Source organism: Agrobacterium sp. LR_9 (assembly GCF_041954855.1).
Lineage (GTDB): Bacteria > Pseudomonadota > Alphaproteobacteria > Rhizobiales > Rhizobiaceae > Agrobacterium > Agrobacterium leguminum.
In genome coordinates, this window is the sequence record NZ_JAVAYA010000009.1 from 149,257 (window position 1) to 169,068 (window position 19,812).

Sequence of the window (19,812 nt, forward strand, 5' to 3'; positions counted from 1 at the left end):
TACCGTTCAGGCGCTTTTTGCCGCGCTGCGCGCCCGCAGAACCGCCCAGAGGCCGAGGGCGAACATCGGCGTGGAGAGCACCATGCCCATGGTCAGCCAGTTGCCGGCGAGATAACCGATCTGGGCGTCCGGCTCGCGGAAGAACTCCACGAAGATGCGCGACAGCGCGTAACCGCAGACGAAGATACCGGTGACGACGCCGGGCGTCTTCAGCGCCCTGAAGGCATAGATGGCGATTGCCAGAACGATGACGAGCACGAGGCCTTCAAGGCCGGCTTCATAAAGCTGGCTCGGGTGCCGCGCGAAGGGGCCGCCGGTCGGGAAGACGACCGCCCATGGCACGTCGGCGATGCGCCCCCACAATTCGCCGTTGATAAAATTGGCGATGCGCCCGAACAGCAGGCCGATGGGTGCTACGGCCGCGACGATGTCGAACATGCTCCAGACCGGAATGCCGTTCTTGCGGGCGAAGAGGATCATGGCGATGGTGGTGCCGATCAGGCCGCCATGGAACGACATGCCGCCGTTCCATATCTCGATTGCCCTGATGGGATTGGCGGCGACGGCGGCGAGATCGTAAAACAGGATGTAGCCGATGCGCCCGCCGAGTACGATGCCGCCGGCTGCCCAGAGGATGAAATCGTCAAGATGCTGCGCCGAGATCGGCGACGTCTCGTTCGGCCACAGGCGATCCGTGCGGGCGAGGCGACGGGCATAAAACCAGCCGAGCATGATGCCGGCGACATAGGCGATACCGTACCAGTGGATCGAGAGCGGGCCGAGGGACAGCGCTACCGGATCGATATTGGGGAAGGGCATGATGGCGATTTGGGTGGGAGCGGCTAACAATCCGTATATTCCGTCATCGTTGCGGGGCGGACAACGGAACGAGCCATTGCCTCATGGGGCCGGGCGATGATGCTCACCGGTCTCCCTGACGCCAAGGAAAATGGCGATTGCGATGGCGGCGGTCAAGGTGATTCTTCAAGCTGCGGCTTAAGATAGCAAAGGCCATGCAAGCTCTTGCGATTTTTCGATTTCGCTTGCAAGGCGGCGATGGAGTGCCTACCTGAAGGCTAGCAACAGCGGGCAAGACGATGCCCCTGAACCGACGAAGGATGAGCGCCATGAGCACGACAGGCACCAACCGTTTTCTGGATGAATTTGCCAAGCTGATGACCGATGCGGCCGGCGCGGCGCAGGGTGTGCGCAAGGAAGCCGAAGCCGCTTTTCACGCCCAGGCGGATCGCTGGCTGAACAGTCTGGACGTCGTCCGGCGCGAGGAATTCGATGCCGTTCGCGAAATGGCCATTCAGGCGCGTGATGAAAACGACGCGCTGCGCGCCCGTATCGAGGCTCTGGAAGCGAAGCTTTCCGCCGCCAAGGACTGATTTTTTAACGCTTTTTTCGATGGGTCCCGGATCGCTTGCGATTCCGGGACTTTTTGTTTTCGGCCCATTCCGCCCGAAATGACTCCCGGTTGTTAAAAACATCCCTCCTGCGCGAATTTTTTGGGGCCTGTGGACACTTCCAAAAAACGCAATCGGCAGAGTCGCTTATGTATCTCGCCTGAGGTGATGGGGGAGGAGATATCCACTGTTCAAAAAGCAAAAATGGCGGGGAAGGGGTGGCAGCAGGACTCGGCCATTATACACTGATTTTAAATGATGATTCGAAAAGACCTGGTAAGCTCCAGACAGGGTGAATGCGTAATTCTGGTGGTGTCGGGCAATCGTCTCAAATGTTTATCCCGGTTTGTATGTGCGTTTTGTGCCCGGCGTTCAAAACAGGACATTCCTACCGGCTGAGAAGGTGCCGCATGAGTCTGATAGAATTTGAAATTGAGCGTCAGTCCAATCCCGTGGACATGATCGAGATCGTCGCGGCCTCGAACGACTGGTCGTTCGAACGTTCGGGCGAAGATGAGATCGCCATGACAGTCGCCGGTCACTGGGCCGACTATCACGTTTCCTTTTCATGGATGGAAGAGTTCGAGGCGCTGCATCTTGCCTGCGCCTTCGACATCAAGGTGCCGGACCAGCGCGTCAACGAAGTCATTCGTCTGCTCTCCCAGGTCAACGGTCAGGTGCTGATGGGGCATTTCGATCTGTGGCGGCAGGAAGATGTGGTTATCTTCCGCCAGTCCCTGCTTCTGGCGGGCGGCGCCGAGCCGAACAACCAGCAGGTGGAAGTGCTGCTTTCCAGCGCGCTGGAGGCCTGCGAACAATATTATCAGGCATTCCAGTTCGTCGTCTGGTCGGGGCTGGATGCGAAAAGTGCAATCGAAGCGGTCATGTTCGAGACCGTCGGAGAAGCGTAAGATGGTATATAAGGCTTCCGGGCCGCTCGTCCTGGTGGGCGCCGGCAATATGGGCGGCGCTCTGCTTTCAGGCTGGCTGAAAAAGGGCGTGCCGGGATCGCAGGTCATCGTGATCGATCCGCGCCCTTCCGACGCGATGCGGACGACGATTGCGGAAGCCGGAGCCACCCATAGCGAAAGCGTGCCCGAGGGTGTGAAGGCCGGTATTCTTTTCGTGGCGGTGAAGCCGCAGATGATGGAAGCCGTACTGCCCTCACTGAAACCCCTGCTGGGCCCGAATACGGTCGTCGTTTCGATTGCCGCGGGCACCACCATCGGCACGTTCGTTTCGCATTTCGGCAAGGTTGCGGCCGTGCGGGCCATGCCCAACACACCGGCCATGGTCGGCCGTGGCGTCACGGGGGCCTATGCCAACGAGCTGTTGACGCCGGAGCTTAAAACGGTGGTGGACGGGCTGCTGAAAGTCAGCGGCCCGGTCGAATGGGTGGATGCCGAAAGCGATATCGACGCGGTAACCGCCGTTTCGGGAAGCGGCCCGGCCTATGTCTTCTATCTGGTGGAATGCATGGCCGAAGCCGGCCGCAAGGCCGGTCTGCCGGCGGATGTGGCCATGCGTCTGGCGCGCGAGACCGTGGCCGGCGCCGGTGAGCTGCTGCATCAATCCTCCGACGAAGCGGCGCGCCTGCGCCAGAACGTCACCTCGCCGGGCGGCACCACGGCTGCGGCGCTCTCCGTTTTGATGGCCGAAGACGGCATGCAGCCCCTGTTCGACAGGGCGGTCGCTGCCGCGAAAACGCGCGCCGAAGAGCTGGCGGGCTGAAGGGGCGGGCGATGAGCGGTGAAATTTCCTATGCCGATTTCGAGAAGGTCGATATCCGCGTCGGCACCATCATCGAAGCCGAGCCTTTTCCCGAGGCGCGCAAGCCTGCCTTCAAGGTGAAGATCGATTTCGGGCCGGAGATCGGCGTCAAGAAATCCTCGGCGCAGATCACGGTGCATTATACGCTGGAAAGCCTTGTCGGCCGGCAGGTTCTGGGCGTGGTGAATTTTCCGCCGCGCCAGATCGGCCCTTTCCGGTCCGAGGTTCTGACGCTCGGTTTTGCCGATGCCAATGGCGATATCGTGCTTGCCGCCGTTGAACGGCCAGTGCCGAACGGCGAGAAAATGTGCTGATGGAACACGACGGCTCAGTGCCGGAGTGACGGAAACCGCAAGTCCGTGACACACTTTTCGATCCGGTGCTTTAAGCCGGAATTTTGACGATTACCCGCAATCCACCCATCGGGCTTTCATCGAGCGTCACATCGCCGCCGTGGCTGCGGGCGATGTCGCGGACGATGGAAAGGCCAAGGCCGGTGCCTGAAGCATTGAGGTTACGCGCCTCGTCCAGCCGGAAGAACGGCTTGAACACATCCTCGCGTGAATTCTCCGGAATGCCCGGCCCGTCATCGTCAAAAGTCATGATGATGGAACGCGGCGCCTTGCGGATATCGATGTGGAGATTGCCGGCGTAGCGCCGTGCATTTTCGGCCAGATTGGCGACGAGCCGGGACAGCGCGTTCGGCCGCGCGATGATCCGCTCGATATTATAGAGTTCGTAGCTGAATTTCTTGCCGTGCAGCTCGAAATCATGGCTGATTTTTTCGAGAAGGGCCGGAAGCTCCAGCGTGCCGACATCCTCTTCGACATCGGTACGGGCGAAGGTCAGATAGGCCTCCAGCATCGACTGCATGTCCTCGACATCCTTGTCGAGCCCCTCGAGGTCGGGATTGTCGCCCGCGAGCGCCAATTGCAGCTTGAAGCGGGTGAGGATGGTGCGCAGGTCGTGGCTGACGCCGTTCAGCATGGCGGTGCGCTGCTCCATCTGCCGCTCGATACGCTCGCGCATCAGGATGAAGGCGAGGCCGGCGCGCCGCACCTCGTCCGCACCGCGCGGGGAATAGCCGCTGATCTTCTGGCCCTTGCCGAAGTTTTCCGCCGCCTTGGCAAGCGCTTCGATGGGTTTGATCTGCCCGCGCAGGAAGAGGATGGAGATGGCGATCAGCACCAGCGATGCCCCGACCATCCAGACAAGGAAGATATGGGTGTTGGAGGCATAGGCCGCGCTGCGGCTGGTGAAGACGCGCAGGGTCTTGTCTTCCAGCTGGACGCGGATTTCGACCAATGAACCATTGCCATAGGTGTCGATCCAGAACGGTCGGCCGATCTGCTGCGTTAACTGATCCGCCAGAATCCTGTCGAGGATCGAAAACAGCGGCTCAGGTCTTGGAGCAGGCAGATCCGCCTTCGGTTCGATATAGACGCTCAAACCCAGCTTGTCGCGGGCGATGCGGATGACGCGTTGATAGTCGTCTTCCTCCGGGTCCGTCTGCAGAAGCTCGATGATCGCGGCGATATCGCGCGTCACGGCGGAGGAGAGGCGCTCTGTCACGAGCTGCCAATGACGTTCCATGAAAACGGCCGCGACCACGGCCTGAAGCAGGATCATCGGCAGGATGATGATGAGCAGCGAACGGGTGTAGAGGCCGGTTGGCAGCCAATGGCGCAGCCATCTGCCCGACATGCGCCAGGCCTTGGCCACGCCGCTGTTTCTGACCGTGCTGAGAAAATCGAGGCTCGCCATGGCCGTGCGTTTGCCCTTCGTTGGGTGCTCGTCAGTCCACGCTCAGGCGGTAACCGATGCCGCGCACCGTTTGCAGATAGACAGGATTGGCAGGGTCGTCCTCGATCTTTCGGCGAAGACGGTTGATCTGCACGTCGATGGTTCTTTCGCCCACTTCCGATTCCGCTTCCACCAGCTCGTGGCGGGGAATGGTATCGCCGGCGCGCAGCGCAAAAAGCAGCATGATCTCCTGTTCGCGATCCGTCAGGCGGATCGTTTCGGGGCCGCGCCGCAATTCCTTTTTGGGGATGGAGAAGCTGTAGGGGCCGAACATGATCTGTTCGATCTTGGGCGTATCGGGCGAGGTATTGCGCCGCAGGATGTTGTTGATGCGAAGGACGAGCTCGCGCGGGTCGAAGGGTTTGGCGAGATAATCGTCCGCTCCCGCTTCCAGCCCGGCGATGCGCGAATCCGCTTCCGACCGGGCGGTCAGAAGGATGACCGGCACGGATTTGTCCTCGTTCAGCGAACGGGTCAGCGAAAGTCCGTTTTCGCCCGGCATCATCACGTCGAGGATGAGCAGATCGAAACGGATGCCCACCATTTTGCGCCGTGCTTCGGCGGCATCGGCAGCCACGGAGATTCGATAGCCCTTGTCGCCCAGAAAGCGCTGCAGAAGATCGCGAATACGGGCATCGTCGTCGACGATAAGGAGATGGGCCGCATCGTCATCCGCCGGTGGACGTTTTGTCGGTGCTGTCGCCATCGTCACTCGTCCTCCACGGTGGTGGTCGTCGTGGGGCTGCGCATCTGCGCCAGGAATTTTCGCACGCAGGCGCGGGCGTCCGGCCCGAGACCTTCCAGCGCGCGGTCGATGCGGCGCGACTGCGGCTCGCTCAGCGCCAGCGCCAGTTCACGGCCCGTCAGCGTGGGGTAAAGCCTGCGCTGGCGGCGGTCTTCCGGGCCTGCCATCTGGCGGATGTAACCGTCGTCGATCAATTGCTTCAGCACACGGGCAAGGCTCTGCTTGGTAATCTGCAACGTATCGAGCAGATCCGCCACCGTCATGCCCGGCTGCCGGCTGACGAAATAGACCACCCGGTGATGCGCGCGCCCATATTCCAGTTTCGACAGAATGACATCGGGATCGGAGACGAAATCGCGATAGGCGAAAAACAGCGCCTCGATCGTGTCGAAGTCGATCTTGCCGTCGTCAACCTTCGGGAGTGCCGGTGTCTGCCTGGCGGCTGCGGTTTTAAGCGATTGCGGTGGCACTACGGTTCCTTCATATTCTGCGGCTGTCTGATCATAGGCTGACAGGCGTCGATGCGCCAATATTCTGTAAACATAGCCGAAAATGCGTCCGCTCGGGAGAATGCCGCGATCATTTTCTGTTGCGGTGGATAATATGGCGCGGGTGCGGGTGCAACTGGAATCCTGAATGGCCCTTACCGGAAATAGAAAAGAGCGCGGAAACTCCGCGCTCTTCATCCGTCTCTTGATGTCCGCCGTGCGTTTACTGATAGACGTAAACGATCCGTCGCGTCGAAGGTTCGACCAGAACCGGCACGTCGTTCACCCGGACATAACGATATTGATAGTCCGGAATTTCGACGAGACGCGTATCCGACGGCAACACGCTGCCGACGGCTATGTCGCCATCATACGTGACGGTGTCTGCGGGATGTTCGTCAATATAGGTGATAACCGATTGCGGCGGATCGACCTCACCAACGCGGCCGAGGTTCGGATCGCCGGGATTGGGTTCTGCCTGCACGCTCGAGGTCGTTTCGTAGGTCACGACCGGCACGCTGAGTTCCGAGCGGCGCTGTTCGAGAATGACCGGAGAGCCCTCATACATGACATTCAGATAATCGGCGTGGGCCCAGCCGCGCAGACCGTTGACTTCGATCCGGCACCAGCTGCTGCCTTCCATGCAGCCATCCAGAACCGCATTGCTGCCGCGGGTGGCCAGTCCCACTTCGGGATAGTCTTCACCGGGGCCTGAGCGAACGGAAATATCCGATGCGGTGGTGGCGACCATGGCGGCGTTCGCGAAACCGGCCATCAAGGCGAAGGCGCCGCCAGCCATGAGCATTTTAAGCGTCTTGTCCATGTGTCTCACTCCTTTCAAGACTGGAGCTACAACGTCGCAACCATCGGGGCGTTCCACATTTTTTGCCGGCAATTCCCGCCATCAGCCTAGGATTTATTGCTATCTCACTGTTTCGAATTATATTTTAGACTGCTTCAGTCGCCGGAAGTCGCCGTCTTTTCCGCCGCCATTGTGCCGCACCCGGTCGCGGGCTATAGGAGGCTGGAGCTTTCAGACAGGAGATACAGGATATGGGAAAATTGCAGGCGGGCATTATTCCGGTCACGCCATTCGAGCAGAATTGCACCATCCTGTTCGATCAGGACACAAAGGAAGGCGTCGTCGTCGATCCCGGTGGGGATGTTGACGTCATTCTCCAGGTCGTGTCTGAAAACGGCATCACGCTGAAGGAAATCTGGCTGACGCACGGGCATCTCGATCATGCCGGCGGTGCCGATGAACTGCGTGAAAAGCTGTCGCTGCCGGTCATCGGGCCGCATGAGGACGACCGGCCTCTGCTGGAGAGGATCGAGGTGCAGGCGGAGAAATACGGCATCAGCGGTCTGAAGAATGTGGTGCCTGATACATGGTTGAAGGAAGGCGATAAGGTCTCATTTGGAGACCACGTCTTCGAGGTCTATCATTGCCCAGGTCATGCGCCCGGCCACGTGATATATTACAACCGCGACCAGAACTTCGCCCATGTCGGCGACGTGCTGTTTTCGGGATCGGTGGGGCGCACGGACCTGCCGGGCGGAAACCACGAGCAATTGATGGCGTCCATCCGCGACAAGCTTTTGCCGCTGGGTGACGATGTCGGTTTCATCTGCGGCCATGGTCCGGGTGGACGGCTGGGCGAGGAGCGGCTCACCAACCCCTATCTCAAGGGGCTCTGAGCGCCGGCCCATTAGAGTTTTCCGCATTCCCAGACGGAAAACCGGATTCCACTTTTCCTGGAAATGCTCTAAGGCCTGCGGGACCGCACAAAAAAACCCGGCATTCCTGCCGGGCTTCAACTAGAAAAGAAAGCCGTTTTAGGGTCAGCCAGCAATCTGCAGATTGACTGCCTTCGGCCCTTTGCCGCGACGATCCGGTTCCGTGTCGAAGCTCACTTTCTGATTTTCTGAAAGTCCGGACAGGCCAGAAGCCTGTACGGCAGAGATGTGAACAAAGATATCAGCGCCACCATTGTCTGGCTTGATGAAGCCGAAGCCTTTGTCTGTATTGAAGAATTTTACGGTGCCAGTTTCGGCCATGCATCAGGTCCTTTTCGCTCTGCCCGCGTTCAGCTACAGGCAGCATTACAGTTTTGCCCCGCGTGGGCGTTGGCAGGCAGTTTTTGACTATTGAGAAAATGGACCTTCGCAGCGGGAAGTAATGGCGTTCTCATCCAACGTTTTTCGTCCCACCGCCCGAGGTTTATAGCGTCCCCAGTGCGCAAAATTATAGGCCTTCCCATGCTCGCAAATTGCCCGAACCGCGGTAGAGTGATGCGTTTATCGAAAATTGGCAAGCAAAAGTTTTCACGGGCTTTTTGTCAGATAAAAAACCTGCGGTAGAATAAGATTGCGCAATCGCATATTTTTTCCGCAGAAGCGACAATTGATGAAATAATTGCCGTTTACCGCAGGATTTCACGGCAAAATTTGAATGCCCTATCTGGATTTACGGCGGAACGAGAAAAATAAGTTCTTTTTGCGTCAGGCCGCTCCAGCCATGGATTTTTGCCGTTTGCGCGTCAATTCCGGCACCAGTTCCACGATCAGGATCGCGACGAATATGATCAGGCAGCCGATATAGCCGGCGCTTGAAATGGTTTCCTTCAGGAACACCGAAGCCAGCAAAGCGCCGAAAAGCGCTTCCGAGGACAGGAATATCGCGGCCTGCGGGGCGGTGGTGTAACGCTGGCCGATGACCTGCAAAACGAAGGCGAGGCCGGAGGAGACGAGGCCGACATAGAGGATTTCCGCCAGCGACGCCTCGATGGAGGCCATGCTGATCGGTTCGAACACAACGCCGATCATGCAACTAAGAAGGGAGCAAACGGCGAACTGGGTGCAGGAAAGCGCCAGCGGCCTTCCGCTTTCGGAGACGAAGCGCCCGGCAAGCGTGATCTGGATCGCCCAGAAGAAGGCGCAGATGATGCTGAGAATATCGCCGGTGGTCAGCGCCTCGAATGCGCCTCCGGAGAGCAGGAATATGCCGCCCAGCATCATCAGCGCGCATGGCCAGACGATCCAGTGGGGATGACGGCGGTAAAGCACGACGGCGATCACCGGTACGAAGATGACGTAGAGCCCGGTCAGGAAGCTGGAATTGGTGACGGTCGTGGTCAGGAGCCCAACCTGCTGGGTGGTGGCGCCGCCGAACAGGGCCAGACCCACGAGGATGAAGCTGCCGATTTCGCGCCGGCGCGGCGGCGATTTCAGCGACCGTGTTTCCATGAACGCGAAGGGCAGCACGGCGATGGCGGCAATGGCGAAACGCAGGCCGACGAACCAGAATGGGCCAATAGACGCCATGGCGGAGGATTGCGCGACGAAGCCGCCTCCCCAGATTGCTGCGGCGAGCAGAAGCAGCATATTGGCCTGAATACGCGTCATTGTTGGCACCAGCACGGCAGGGCCGGAAGATCATTCAGTCGCGGCCGTGGCAATTCGGGGATTTTTGAAATATCGATCCGCGATGCGGATGACTGTTTCCGGGTGCTTTAGCAGCAAGCTGCCGATGCCGCAAGTCGAGGGGAGGGCCGCTTATTTGTAGCGGCGGGCCTCGTCCTTCAGGCTGCGCCGGGTGAGCGTCAGGCCGCCAATGCCGAGGCCAATGAAGGCCGCGGCCGAAAGGACGATGAGCAGGATGTGGGGACTCGCTTTCGTCGTCGCTGCCACCTGCGGAATGGCGGAAGTATGCAGGGTATCGACCGCCTGGGCAGCCGCATTGGCCGAGGTTGCGATGCCGGCGGCCATGGTGACGATGACAAGAAACGCCGCAACGGCCATCCAGAGGGAAAACAGCGTTCTCTGCGCCCTTAACCTTTCAACGGAAGTCCGATCGTTGGTAAACATGGCTGTCGCCTCTTGTCCCTGTTCTTAAAGGATAAAAGAGGCTTCGAAATGGACGGCTTGGAGACCGAATTCTGGCGTTCCGCGGCATTTATTGCGGCAATATTGTGGCAAAGCCGGTTAGGAGAGCCGTTTGGGCGGATTTGGCGTCAGAGGCCGCGTTTTCCGAAGGTCCGGGTCTGGCGCAGCGGGTGCGGATCGGCGGGGCGTTCTTCCCGGAAAAATGCCGGTGGCGCAGGGCCTCTTTCCGTCCTTGAGGGGGCGAAATATTCACTACCGAGTTCCGGGAAACGTGTGTCGAAACTAGTCGGGGCAAGGTCTGGCTTTGCCAGCACGTAGCCCTGCATCAAGAAGACGCCGAGTTCTTCGCACAGATCGACCTGCCATGCAGCTTCCAGTCCTTCGAAGACCGGCTCTATGCCATCGGCGCGAAACTGGCTGACGATGACGCGCAGAAGGGCAGCGCCCGCCGAATTCTGCATGAAATCGCGCACCCAGCCGGCTTCGAATTTCACATAGTCCGGCTTGATGAGCTTCACCCGGTCGATGTCGGAATCGCCCGCGCCATAATCATCGAGCGCCACGCGAAAGCCGATATCGTGCATGTGGTACGCGAAGTCGGCGACCATCTGCGTATCGGAGGCTTTTTTCTCGGATATTTCGCAGACGATGCGATCCGCCGTCATGCCGGCTTCGTGGGCGGCAAGACGCATGCGCTCCACTTCCTGGCGCATCTTGGCCGGAGTCTGGAACAGCCCCGGATGGAAATTGACGAAGATGCGGGCGCGGGACCGGTTGAGCCGGCCGGTGTTGAGAATGTGGATCGTGCGCAGGATGCTGTCGATATTTTCGATATCTTCCGGCGCGACCAGCGAGAAGAATTCTCCCGGCGTCACCGGCTCGCCATTGCGATGGGGACGCACCAGACCCTCAAAGGAATCGATGTCGAGAATACCGCTCGCCGTGCGGCGGAAAATGGGCTGCAGGGCCGATTTCAGGTTGAAGGTGCTATAGACGGTGGACCATGTGCCATCGACCTCGCGGACAAGACTGGAAAAGATGCTTTTGAGCGCCATTTTTCAACCAGCTATAGAGACACGACCTCTAGGCTCGCGAATGTAGCGTATCAAGCGTTACTTCCGGGTTAAGGAAGGTTTAAATTCTGCGATGCAGCACATAAGCCGGCTTTTGACCTTGAAAGAAGGCCTGTCTTTCGACATAGAAAATGCCGCAGATGACAAGTTTTCCAACCTCTGCCGATGTCAACCCCAATAGGACCGATTAAAAATGGCCTTCCTTGCCGACATTCTCTCCCGCGTAAAGCCATCCGCCACCATCGCCGTTACCCAGAAAGCCCGTGAGCTGAAAGCGAAGGGCCGCGATGTGATCAGCCTTGGCGCCGGCGAGCCGGATTTCGATACGCCCGAAAATATCAAGGAAGCGGCCATCGACGCCATCAAGCGCGGCGAAACGAAATACACGCCGGTTTCGGGTATTCCGGAACTGCGCAAGGCGATTGCCGACAAGTTCAAGCGTGAAAACGGGCTGGACTACAAGCCGGAGCAGACGATTGTCGGCACAGGCGGCAAGCAGATCCTCTTCAACGCCTTCATGGCCACCCTGAACCAGGGCGATGAAGTCATCATTCCGGCGCCTTACTGGGTCAGCTATCCGGAAATGGTGGCAATCTGCGGCGGTACGCCGGTTTTCGTCGACGCCACGCTGGAAGATAATTTCAAGCTGAAGCCGGAAGCGCTGGAAAAGGCGATCACGCCGAAGACCAAGTGGTTCGTGTTCAACTCGCCGTCCAACCCTTCGGGCGCCGCCTATTCGCATGACGAGCTGAAGGCGCTGACCGATGTGCTGGTCAAGCATCCGCATGTCTGGGTGCTGACGGACGACATGTATGAGCACCTGACCTATGGCGATTTCAAATTCGTCACGCCGGTGGAAGTGGAGCCTTCGCTCTATGACCGCACGCTGACGATGAACGGCGTCTCCAAGGCCTATGCCATGACCGGCTGGCGTATCGGTTACGCTGCCGGCCCGCTGCCGCTGATCAAGGCCATGGACATGATCCAGGGCCAGCAGACCTCGGGCGCAAGCTCGATTGCGCAATGGGCCGCTGTCGAAGCCTTGAACGGCACGCAGGACTTCATTCCGGCCAACAAGAAAATCTTCGAAGGCCGTCGTGACCTCGTCGTCTCCATGCTCAACCAGGCGAAGGGCATCAGCTGCCCGGCTCCGGAAGGCGCATTCTACGTTTATCCGTCCTGCGCCGGCCTGATCGGCAAGACCGCTCCCTCGGGCAAGGTCATCGAGACGGATACGGATTTCGTTTCCGAGCTTCTGGAAGCCGAAGGCGTCGCCGTCGTGCAGGGATCGGCTTTCGGCCTCGGCCCGAACTTCCGCATTTCCTACGCCACGTCGGAAGCGCTGCTGGAAGAAGCCTGCAAGCGCATCCAGCGCTTCTGCGCCGATTGCCGCTGATCGGTTGTGATCTCAAATGAAGAAGCCCGGCAGCGATGCCGGGCTTTTTTCGTTTTGGTCAAAGCCCCAGAAACAGCAGCATGATGAAGGTGGCGAAGAGAATGAAATGCGTCATTCCTTCAATCGCGTTGGTCTCGCCGTCATTGAGATTGATGGCGGCGGCGATGAGGGTGATGAAGACCATCACGGTCTGAACCGGCGTCATTGCCATGATGAAGGGCTGGCCGGTATAAAGCGCGATACCCTCCATCACGGGCACGGTGAGGATGACCGTCGACAGCGATGCGCCCATGGCGATATTGACCACCGCCTGCATGCGGTTTCGCAAGGCGGACCGAAGCGCGGTGAGGATTTCCGGCGATGCCGAGATCGTCGCCACCACCACCGCCATCAGCGCCGGCGGCGCGCTGGTGCCCTCGAGGCTTTCGCTTAAGAAGGCCGACATGAATTCCGCCAGCACGCCGATCAGCACCACGCCGGCGATGATGAGGCTGATGGAGAGCGGTACGCTGCCTTCGTCCTCCTCTTCCGCATGGCCGTCCGATGCCTGTCCGGCCGGATGCGCCTTGCGGGGATAGGCATAGCTGAAGAAATAGCTGTGCGGGCCGACCTGCATTTTGAGGAACAGGGCGTAAAGCGCGATCATCGCGACGATGGTGAAGGCGGAGTAGACATGCCAGCTTTCATTGGGGATGAATTCCGGCACGATCATCGAAATACCCATGGCGGTGAGGATCATCACGCCATAGGTCTTGCCGGAATCGTCATTATAGGGCTGCTCGCCGTGGCGAAGACCGCCGAGCAGCGCCGCGAGACCGAGAATGCCGTTGATGTCGATCATCACGGCGGAATAGATCGTATCGCGCACCAGAGTGGGAGAACTGGATTCGCTCATGATGATGGCGAGGATCAGCACTTCCACCGCAACGGCCGACAGCGTCAGGATCATGGTGCCGTAAGGGTCGCCGACCTTGGTGGCAAGGATTTCGGCGTGATGGGCAACCCGCATCGATACGAGGACGATGAGCCCTATCAGCACGATTGCGGCGATAAGCGCCGCCGTTTTTCCGGCTTCGAATATTGCATGTTCGGCAAGATAGGCGGCGATTGCCGCCGGTATTGCCAGCAGCAGCATGCGCTCCTGTTTCAGAATAGAACCCGCCATCGATTTCCCTTCCCCCTGATCGGCTCAGGCTGTGACGTATCGTCCCCCAGATCAAGCAGGATTTGCGCTTGAATGCTTTTGGTAGGATAGTGGTGTTGCAGGACATGCTGCTCATGCCGCGGTGTCCCATCGGGTGCAATGCTTGAAACGCGGTTGTGGTTGCCATGTCGCCTACCGAAGCAGGAGGACCATGCATGACCAAAGTGGTATATGAAATTGTCGAACATGACGGAGGCTTTGCCTACCGCATGAACGGCGCTTATTCCGAAACATTCCCTTCTTATGCGGATGCCGTCGAGGCTGCGCGCATCGTTGCCGCCGAACAGCAAGTGGGGGGCGATGACGAGGAAATCAGCTATCAGGATGAGAGCGGCCACTGGCATGAAGAATACAGCCAGGGCGGCGACCGGCCGGAAGCCGAGGTGGTCGACAAGACGACGCAGCAGGCCAGACCGTTTTGATCAGCGATCCGTGGATTTCCAGCAAAGCCGGGATCACTTTGCCGGGAGTTGTTCGGCATTAGCGCCGTTTCGGCGGTGCGCTCGGATCGGTTTCTTTAAGATGCCCCTTGAGGCCTTCGACGAGGGCGCTGAACACGGCACGACATCGCGGCGAGGTCTTGAGATTTTCATGCATCGCGACCCAGGTGTGGAGCGGGATGTCGATTTTCGGAAGAACCTGAACGAGCCGGGGGTCCTTGCGCGCCAGGCCTATCTGACAGACGCCGATGCCTGCGCTGGCGCGGATCATGGCAAGCTGGGCGAGATTGCTGTCGGCGCGGATTTCAAAGGAAATTTCCTCAATATCGGGTATGTCCGGATCGAGCGAGCGCATGCGCTGGATGGCCGCCCGGATGAAAGGCGTCTTGCGGTCGAAACCGACCATTCGGTGATGGTTCAGATCTTCCATGCTCTTCGGGGTGCCAGCTCTTGCCAGATAGTCGCGCGTCGCATGAAATCCCAGACGGAAATTGCCGATATAACGCATGACGATCGCATCCTGCTGCGGTTCGGTCATGCGAATGGCGATATCCGCCTCGCGTCTTAAAAGGTCTTCCAGCGTATCGGAAAGCGAAAGCTCGATTTCAAGCCGCGGGTGAACCTCCTGCATGGCCGTGATGATCGGCGGCAGCATTTCCACGCCGATGATATCAGATGCGCTGATGCGCACCGTGCCTTCGATCTTGCCGACTTCGCCGGAGGCCGCGCGCATGAGGGCGGCGGTCGTCGCCGCGAGATTTTCCGCATAGGGGCGGAGCGCAAGCGCTGCTTCCGTCGGCATTAGCCCGTGCGGCGAGCGGATGAACAGCGGAAAGCCGACGGCCTCTTCCAGCGCGCCGATATGACGTCCCGCCGTCGGCTGGGTGATGCCAAGCTCGCGGGCGGCGGCGGAAAGCGAACCGTCGCTCAGCACGCTGAGGAAGGTGCGATAGAAATCCCAGCTGATGTCGCGGTTTCTCGTCATAAGATTTTGTATAGCTGCTCCACTCATTTCGATAATTTCGTATATCGTGGAACGGGACGATACTCCAGCCCACAACAAGGAGTACGGCGATGATATATGAAAACAACGCAAATGCAGCGCAGAATGAACGGCCTCTGGCCCTGATTTTGGGGGTGAATGGCGGTGTCGGAAGCCAGGTCTCCAGAATGCTGCAGCAACGGGGATGGCGGGTGAGGGCGATGACGCGCCAGCGGACGTCAACGGGCGCTACGGATGGCGTCGAACGTGTGATCGGCGATGCCATGAACCGGCAGGATGTGATGGATGCGGCAAAAGGCGTGAGCCTCATCGTCCATGCGGTCAATCCTCCCGGGTATCGCAACTGGGAAAGCCAGGTGCTGCCGATGCTCGACAATACCATTGCCGCCGCCGAGGCCAGCGGGGCGAGGATCGTCTTTCCGGGCAGCGTCTATAATTTCGGCCCGGACGCCTTTCCGCTTCTGACGGAAGACAGCCCGCAAAAGCCGTTCACCCGCAAGGGCGCATTGCGTGTGGAGATGGAGCGTCGGCTGAAAATGGCGTCGATGCGTGGCGTGCCGGTGCTGATCGTCCGCGCCGGGGATTTCTTTGGGCCGGACGCGAGAAACAACTGGTTTTCGCAGATGCTGGTGAAACCCGGAAAGCCGGTCCGGAGTGTCCGGAATCCCGCGGCGCCCCATGCCGGGCATCAATGGGCCTATCTGCCGGATGTCGCCGAGACCATTGGCCGGCTGCTGGACCGCGCAGACGAGCTTCCGGCTTTCGCCGTCTATCACATGGAAGGTTTCTGGGATTTCGACGGGCTGCAACTGGTTGAAGCCATCGAGCGGGTTGTCGGGCATCCGGTCAGGAGGCGGCAGCTGTCCTGGTCGGGCATCAAATTGGCCGCTCCCTTCGTTCCCCTGTTCCGCGAAGTGCTGGAAATGCAATATCTCTGGCAGATGCCGATCCGGATGAGCAATCGCAGGCTGACGGATTTCCTCGGAACGGAACCCAGAACACCGATCGACATCGCGGTAGCGACGACACTGGCGAGCCTCGGCTGCCTTGAGCAGAGGCCGCAGCCGTCGAGCCTTTCTCATCCGGCCGATGCCGGGGGCAGGGTGTGATGGCCACGATTGCGAATGGGATGTCGGCCCGGCGTCGCGTGTTTGCCGTGATTTCGGCAAGCGTGCCGATGCTGATCTTCGCGCAGGTGCTGCTGGCCGGGCTGTCGATCTATTACGATGGATCGCTGCTTTCGCTGCACAAGGGACTCGGCTTTCTGATCGCCGTTCCGATCCTGTCGCTGGCGGTTCTCGCTTCTCTATATGACGATCTGCGGCCGAATCTTGCCCGCACGCTGGCCCTGCTTGGTCTTTACTGTCTTCAGGTGGCCCTGATGAGCATCGGCCGGGAAACGGGCAATGGCTTCCTGCAGGCGCTGCATGTGCCTAACGCCTTCGTCATGGGCGCGTTTTCCGATTTTGCCGCGCGGCAGGCGCGAAGCCTGCGCTGAAAGAAAACGCCGCACTGCTTTCGGGCAGTGCGGCGTCTTTGCTTTATCCATTATCAGGCAAGCGCCGGATAGTCGGTGTAACCTTCGGCTCCGCCGCCATAGAAGGTCGGCTGGTTCGGCTCGTTGAGCGGCGCGTCGTTTTTCAGGCGGCGGACCAGATCCGGATTGGCGATGAAGGCCTTGCCGAAAGCCACGGCATCGACTTTACCGCTTTCAACCGCCTCGATGGCGCTCTCACGGTCGTAGCCATTATTGGCGATCCACAGACCCTTGCCGCCGGCATTGCGATAAGCGGCCTTGAAGGCGGCATAATCGAAAGGCTTGTCGCCCTGCTTGAAATCGCGCGGGCCGCCGGTTGCACCTTCAACGACATGGATGAAGGCGAGATTGCGCTTGCCGAGCTGTTCCACCACGTAATTATAAAGCGGCTGCGGATCGGCTTCGAAAATGTCGTTGGCGGGCGTGACGGGTGAGAGGCGGATACCGGTACGGCCTGCGCCGATCTCTTCCGCCACGGCATCGACAACTTCGAGCAGGAAGCGGGCCCGGTTTTCGATGGAGCCCCCATAATCATCCGTGCGCTGGTTAGTGCTGGATTTCAGGAACTGCTCGATCAGGTAGCCATTGGCGGCATGGATTTCGACACCGTCGAAACCGGCTTCCAGTGCTGCGCGCGCGCCGCTGCGGTAATCCTCAAGAATGAGGCCGATATCGTCGATGGTGAGCGCGCGGGGCTCGGAGGTTTCGGCAAAGGCGCCGGTACCGTCATCATTGATGATATAGGTCTTCGACTTGGCCGGAATGGCGGAAGGCGCGACCGGCTGGCCGCCATGTGGCTGCAGCGAGGTGTGGGAAATGCGGCCCACATGCCAGATCTGCGCGACGATCTTGCCACCGGCAGAATGCACGCTGTCCGTCACCTGTTTCCAGCCCGCGATCGCTTCCCGCTTGTAGAGGCCGGGAACGTCAGCGTAACCCTGACCCTGCTGGGAAATCGGCGTGCCTTCCGTGACGATCAGCCCGGCCGTGGCGCGCTGCTCGTAATAGGTGGCGTTGAGATTGTTGGGAATGGCGCCCGGCGAACGGTTGCGCGTGAGGGGGGCCATGACGATACGGTTGGCGAGTGCGATATCGCCGGCCTGTGCCGGTTCGAAAAGACTGGTCATGCGACTTCACTTTCTGGTCGGTTGGCGAAATTGCGCGGGGGACGCGCTGTCTTTCTGTCTGGGTGCCGGAATGAAAACCGTCTTGCGGTTTCCGGTCCGACACCCCGAGGCTCAAAGCTTGGGAGGCTCAGAGATTGGCTTGCAGATAATTGCGGAAGGCGTCGATGGTTTCCTCGTTGCGTTCGAAAAACACCCATTGCCCGACCTTTTTCGACCTTATCAGGCCGGCTGCCTGCAACACCGCCAGATGCGACGAGACGGTGGATTGCGACAGGCCGCTGATCTGAAACTGGTTGGCGCATACACCCATGCTGAGGGGATGCTCCTGGCAGAAGTGACTTTCAGGAGACTTCAGCCATTCCAGGAATTTCAGCCTTGCGGGGTGCGAAAGGGCTTTGAGGATTTCCTCCGGGTTCATCGGTGCTTCTTCAATATCTGGCATGTCCGATATTTATATCGGTCATCATCGATATACAAGTCACGTCTCTGTGAGGATCGTCTGTGAGGATCAAGGGGGCGGGCAGGCATTTCCAAAAAAGAAGGCCGCTGGATATCTCCGCGGCCTGATAAGTTTGAAGGTCAAAACCTCCAGAGGGGAACAGCTGTCGCGTGCCTTGAGCGAGCGTGACAGCTGACTAAAATATGGGTGTGGGAATAATGCAAAACAAGGTTGCATCATGTGATATTTCGCCAATTCGGAGAAAATTCTTGCGGGTAAAAAAAGAGGGCCGCCGGATGGATCCAGGGCCCTTTAAGTGTGAAGGTCAAAAACCTCCAGAGGGGAACAGCTGATGCGGTGGAACTGGGAGGAAAAGCCACCGTGTGCATCAGCTGAGAGCGATATGGTGCTTTTTTGTGCACGAAACAACTCTTTTTTGTGCAGGTCAGGCATGCGCACCACGCAGCCCTCGATATTTCCGGTATATTTTATGTGCAATGCTCCTGCGCGGCGCAGGTGCGCCGCTCAGGTATCGTGTCAGATAAGCTATTGAAATTTAATAGCTATAACCGAGTGTCGATTATTTTAACGTCAGAAGTTCCAGTTCCGCGCCTTTGCCACGATGAAGTCGCGGAAGGCTTTCAGCTTTGCAGCGTTTTTCATCTCGTCGGGATAGCAGAAATAGGTATCGAAGGACGGAATATCTGCGGCGAGCGATAGCTGGATAAGGCCCGGATCGCGGCCGACGATATAATCCGGCAAGCAGGCAATACCGATTCCCAGCAGGCAGGCGCGCTTGATCGAGGTCTGGCTGTTGATCTGTAGGTGTGGTGTACGCGTGTTGTCGGATGAGCGTCCGGCGTTCTCCAGCCAGTTGACGTCCAGCAGATAGTTGGGCGCCGGTTCGCCGAAGGAGATGATGCGGTGATTGTCGAGATCCTCGATCGACTGCGGCTCACCATGGCGGTTGATATAGGACGGCGCGGCGTAGACGTGCATGTGCACCGTGAACAACTTGCGCTGAATGAGGTCCGACTGCTGCGGCTGGCGCAGGCGGATGGCGCAATCGGCGTGACGCATGTTCACGTCCAGCTCCTCATTGTCGAGGATGAGCTGGATCGACATTTCCGGATAGAGCTGCAGGAATTCCTGCACCTTGTCCGTCAGCCAGCCCTGGCCGAGGCCGACGGTCGTCGTCACGCGCAGCTTGCCGCTCGGCTTCTCCGTCGTTTCGGTGAGCTGCATCTTCACCGTTTCGAGCTTCAGAAGCACGTCATGGGCGGTGCGGTACAGCAACTCGCCCTGTTCGGTGAGGATGAGACCGCGGGCGTGGCGATGGAACAGCTTGACGCCGACATCCTGCTCCAGCGCGCTGACCTGACGGCTAATGGCCGACTGGGACAAATGCAGCTTGTCGGCAGCATGGGTGAAAGACCCTGCTTCGGCTGCGGCATGAAAAATGCGCAGTTTATCCCAGTCCAATGGCATTGCCA

23 protein-coding genes are annotated in these 19,812 nt (G+C 59.1%); 9 read left to right on the plus strand and 14 right to left on the minus strand.

Going from position 1 to position 19,812, the window contains the following annotated elements; translation table 11 throughout:
* Positions 1-6: 6 nt before the first annotated feature.
* The gene (gene lgt, locus RAC79_RS13050; RefSeq protein WP_174039662.1) at positions 7-819 is read right to left on the minus strand and encodes a prolipoprotein diacylglyceryl transferase; all 813 of its coding nucleotides are present in this window, start codon (positions 817-819) and stop codon (positions 7-9) included.
* A gap of 308 nt (positions 820-1,127) precedes the next feature.
* Between lgt and RAC79_RS13055 the strand changes: the two genes are divergently transcribed.
* The 4 genes from RAC79_RS13055 to RAC79_RS13070 all read left to right on the plus strand — a co-directional run bounded on the left by RAC79_RS13055 (position 1,128) and on the right by RAC79_RS13070 (position 3,493).
* Positions 1,128-1,391 carry an accessory factor UbiK family protein gene (locus tag RAC79_RS13055; RefSeq protein ID WP_003522871.1) on the plus strand — a complete coding sequence of 88 codons (264 nt, stop codon included), beginning with the start codon at positions 1,128-1,130 and terminating at the stop codon, positions 1,389-1,391.
* 428 nt (positions 1,392-1,819) lie between these two features.
* Entirely contained in the window at positions 1,820-2,320 is a 501-nt protein-coding gene (locus tag RAC79_RS13060; protein WP_003522870.1) for a YbjN domain-containing protein, read from the plus strand.
* 1 nt (position 2,321) lies between these two features.
* Complete coding sequence (gene proC / locus RAC79_RS13065) at positions 2,322-3,140, plus strand: pyrroline-5-carboxylate reductase (protein ID WP_078051799.1); 819 nt, start codon at positions 2,322-2,324, stop codon at positions 3,138-3,140.
* A gap of 11 nt (positions 3,141-3,151) precedes the next feature.
* Complete coding sequence (locus tag RAC79_RS13070; RefSeq protein WP_003522868.1) at positions 3,152-3,493, plus strand: tRNA-binding protein; 342 nt, start codon at positions 3,152-3,154, stop codon at positions 3,491-3,493.
* 70 nt (positions 3,494-3,563) lie between these two features.
* Here RAC79_RS13070 and RAC79_RS13075 read toward each other — a convergent pair whose 3' ends face one another.
* The 4 genes from RAC79_RS13075 to RAC79_RS13090 all read right to left on the minus strand — a co-directional run bounded on the left by RAC79_RS13075 (position 3,564) and on the right by RAC79_RS13090 (position 7,038).
* Positions 3,564-4,943: an ATP-binding protein gene (locus RAC79_RS13075; protein WP_065655728.1), complete on the minus strand. Its 1,380-nt coding sequence runs from the start codon at positions 4,941-4,943 to the stop codon at positions 3,564-3,566.
* Positions 4,944-4,974: 31 nt separating this feature from the next.
* Positions 4,975-5,688 (minus strand): response regulator, encoded by a 714-nt coding sequence (locus RAC79_RS13080; protein ID WP_003522866.1) that lies wholly within the window; start codon positions 5,686-5,688, stop codon positions 4,975-4,977.
* Between the two features lie 2 nt (positions 5,689-5,690).
* Entirely contained in the window at positions 5,691-6,197 is a 507-nt protein-coding gene (locus RAC79_RS13085) for a MarR family winged helix-turn-helix transcriptional regulator (RefSeq protein WP_031234081.1), read from the minus strand.
* 241 nt (positions 6,198-6,438) lie between these two features.
* Positions 6,439-7,038, minus strand: a complete 600-nt coding sequence (locus tag RAC79_RS13090) for a DUF1236 domain-containing protein (RefSeq protein WP_065655730.1) — start codon at positions 7,036-7,038, stop codon at positions 6,439-6,441.
* Between the two features lie 230 nt (positions 7,039-7,268).
* Here RAC79_RS13090 and RAC79_RS13095 point away from each other — a divergent pair, with 230 nt between their 5' ends.
* Complete coding sequence (locus tag RAC79_RS13095) at positions 7,269-7,913, plus strand: MBL fold metallo-hydrolase (protein WP_125145551.1); 645 nt, start codon at positions 7,269-7,271, stop codon at positions 7,911-7,913.
* 144 nt (positions 7,914-8,057) lie between these two features.
* Here the strand turns inward: RAC79_RS13095 and RAC79_RS13100 are convergent, their stop codons facing one another.
* The 4 genes from RAC79_RS13100 to RAC79_RS13115 form a co-directional block, all read right to left on the minus strand.
* Positions 8,058-8,273, minus strand: coding sequence for a cold-shock protein (locus RAC79_RS13100; RefSeq protein WP_003494703.1), 216 nt, complete (start codon positions 8,271-8,273; stop codon positions 8,058-8,060).
* 444 nt (positions 8,274-8,717) lie between these two features.
* Positions 8,718-9,620, minus strand: coding sequence for a DMT family transporter (locus RAC79_RS13105; protein WP_174039524.1), 903 nt, complete (start codon positions 9,618-9,620; stop codon positions 8,718-8,720).
* Between the two features lie 150 nt (positions 9,621-9,770).
* The gene (locus RAC79_RS13110; protein WP_078051800.1) at positions 9,771-10,082 is read right to left on the minus strand and encodes a hypothetical protein; all 312 of its coding nucleotides are present in this window, start codon (positions 10,080-10,082) and stop codon (positions 9,771-9,773) included.
* 146 nt (positions 10,083-10,228) lie between these two features.
* Positions 10,229-11,155 (minus strand): EAL domain-containing protein, encoded by a 927-nt coding sequence (locus RAC79_RS13115; RefSeq protein ID WP_174039523.1) that lies wholly within the window; start codon positions 11,153-11,155, stop codon positions 10,229-10,231.
* Between the two features lie 211 nt (positions 11,156-11,366).
* Here RAC79_RS13115 and RAC79_RS13120 point away from each other — a divergent pair, with 211 nt between their 5' ends.
* Positions 11,367-12,569 (plus strand): pyridoxal phosphate-dependent aminotransferase, encoded by a 1,203-nt coding sequence (locus RAC79_RS13120; RefSeq protein WP_174039522.1) that lies wholly within the window; start codon positions 11,367-11,369, stop codon positions 12,567-12,569.
* A 58-nt stretch (positions 12,570-12,627) separates the two neighbouring features.
* Here RAC79_RS13120 and RAC79_RS13125 read toward each other — a convergent pair whose 3' ends face one another.
* The gene (locus tag RAC79_RS13125) at positions 12,628-13,734 is read right to left on the minus strand and encodes a calcium:proton antiporter (protein ID WP_174044672.1); all 1,107 of its coding nucleotides are present in this window, start codon (positions 13,732-13,734) and stop codon (positions 12,628-12,630) included.
* A 194-nt stretch (positions 13,735-13,928) separates the two neighbouring features.
* Here RAC79_RS13125 and RAC79_RS13130 point away from each other — a divergent pair, with 194 nt between their 5' ends.
* A complete protein-coding gene (locus RAC79_RS13130) occupies positions 13,929-14,195 on the plus strand; it encodes a DUF2188 domain-containing protein (RefSeq protein ID WP_003522857.1) in 267 nt (88 codons plus the stop codon).
* Positions 14,196-14,253: 58 nt separating this feature from the next.
* Here the strand turns inward: RAC79_RS13130 and RAC79_RS13135 are convergent, their stop codons facing one another.
* Positions 14,254-15,198 (minus strand): LysR family transcriptional regulator, encoded by a 945-nt coding sequence (locus tag RAC79_RS13135; protein ID WP_174044670.1) that lies wholly within the window; start codon positions 15,196-15,198, stop codon positions 14,254-14,256.
* 89 nt (positions 15,199-15,287) lie between these two features.
* On the opposite strand from RAC79_RS13135, the gene RAC79_RS13140 reads away from it, so the two are divergent.
* Together RAC79_RS13140 and RAC79_RS13145 are read left to right on the plus strand one after the other, a co-directional pair.
* Entirely contained in the window at positions 15,288-16,325 is a 1,038-nt protein-coding gene (locus RAC79_RS13140) for an NAD-dependent epimerase/dehydratase family protein (protein WP_065655736.1), read from the plus strand.
* Positions 16,325-16,714, plus strand: coding sequence for a DUF6220 domain-containing protein (locus tag RAC79_RS13145; RefSeq protein WP_065655737.1), 390 nt, complete (start codon positions 16,325-16,327; stop codon positions 16,712-16,714). The genes RAC79_RS13140 and RAC79_RS13145 overlap by 1 nt, the downstream gene beginning before the upstream one ends.
* A 53-nt stretch (positions 16,715-16,767) precedes the next feature.
* Here RAC79_RS13145 and RAC79_RS13150 read toward each other — a convergent pair whose 3' ends face one another.
* The 3 genes from RAC79_RS13150 to RAC79_RS13160 all read right to left on the minus strand — a co-directional run bounded on the left by RAC79_RS13150 (position 16,768) and on the right by RAC79_RS13160 (position 19,807).
* Positions 16,768-17,880 (minus strand): alkene reductase, encoded by a 1,113-nt coding sequence (locus tag RAC79_RS13150; RefSeq protein WP_065655738.1) that lies wholly within the window; start codon positions 17,878-17,880, stop codon positions 16,768-16,770.
* A 127-nt stretch (positions 17,881-18,007) separates the two neighbouring features.
* Positions 18,008-18,298 (minus strand): helix-turn-helix transcriptional regulator, encoded by a 291-nt coding sequence (locus RAC79_RS13155; protein WP_003522852.1) that lies wholly within the window; start codon positions 18,296-18,298, stop codon positions 18,008-18,010.
* Positions 18,299-18,910: 612 nt separating this feature from the next.
* A complete protein-coding gene (locus tag RAC79_RS13160) occupies positions 18,911-19,807 on the minus strand; it encodes a LysR family transcriptional regulator VtlR (protein ID WP_020011327.1) in 897 nt (298 codons plus the stop codon).
* Between the last annotated feature and the right edge of the window lie 5 nt (positions 19,808-19,812).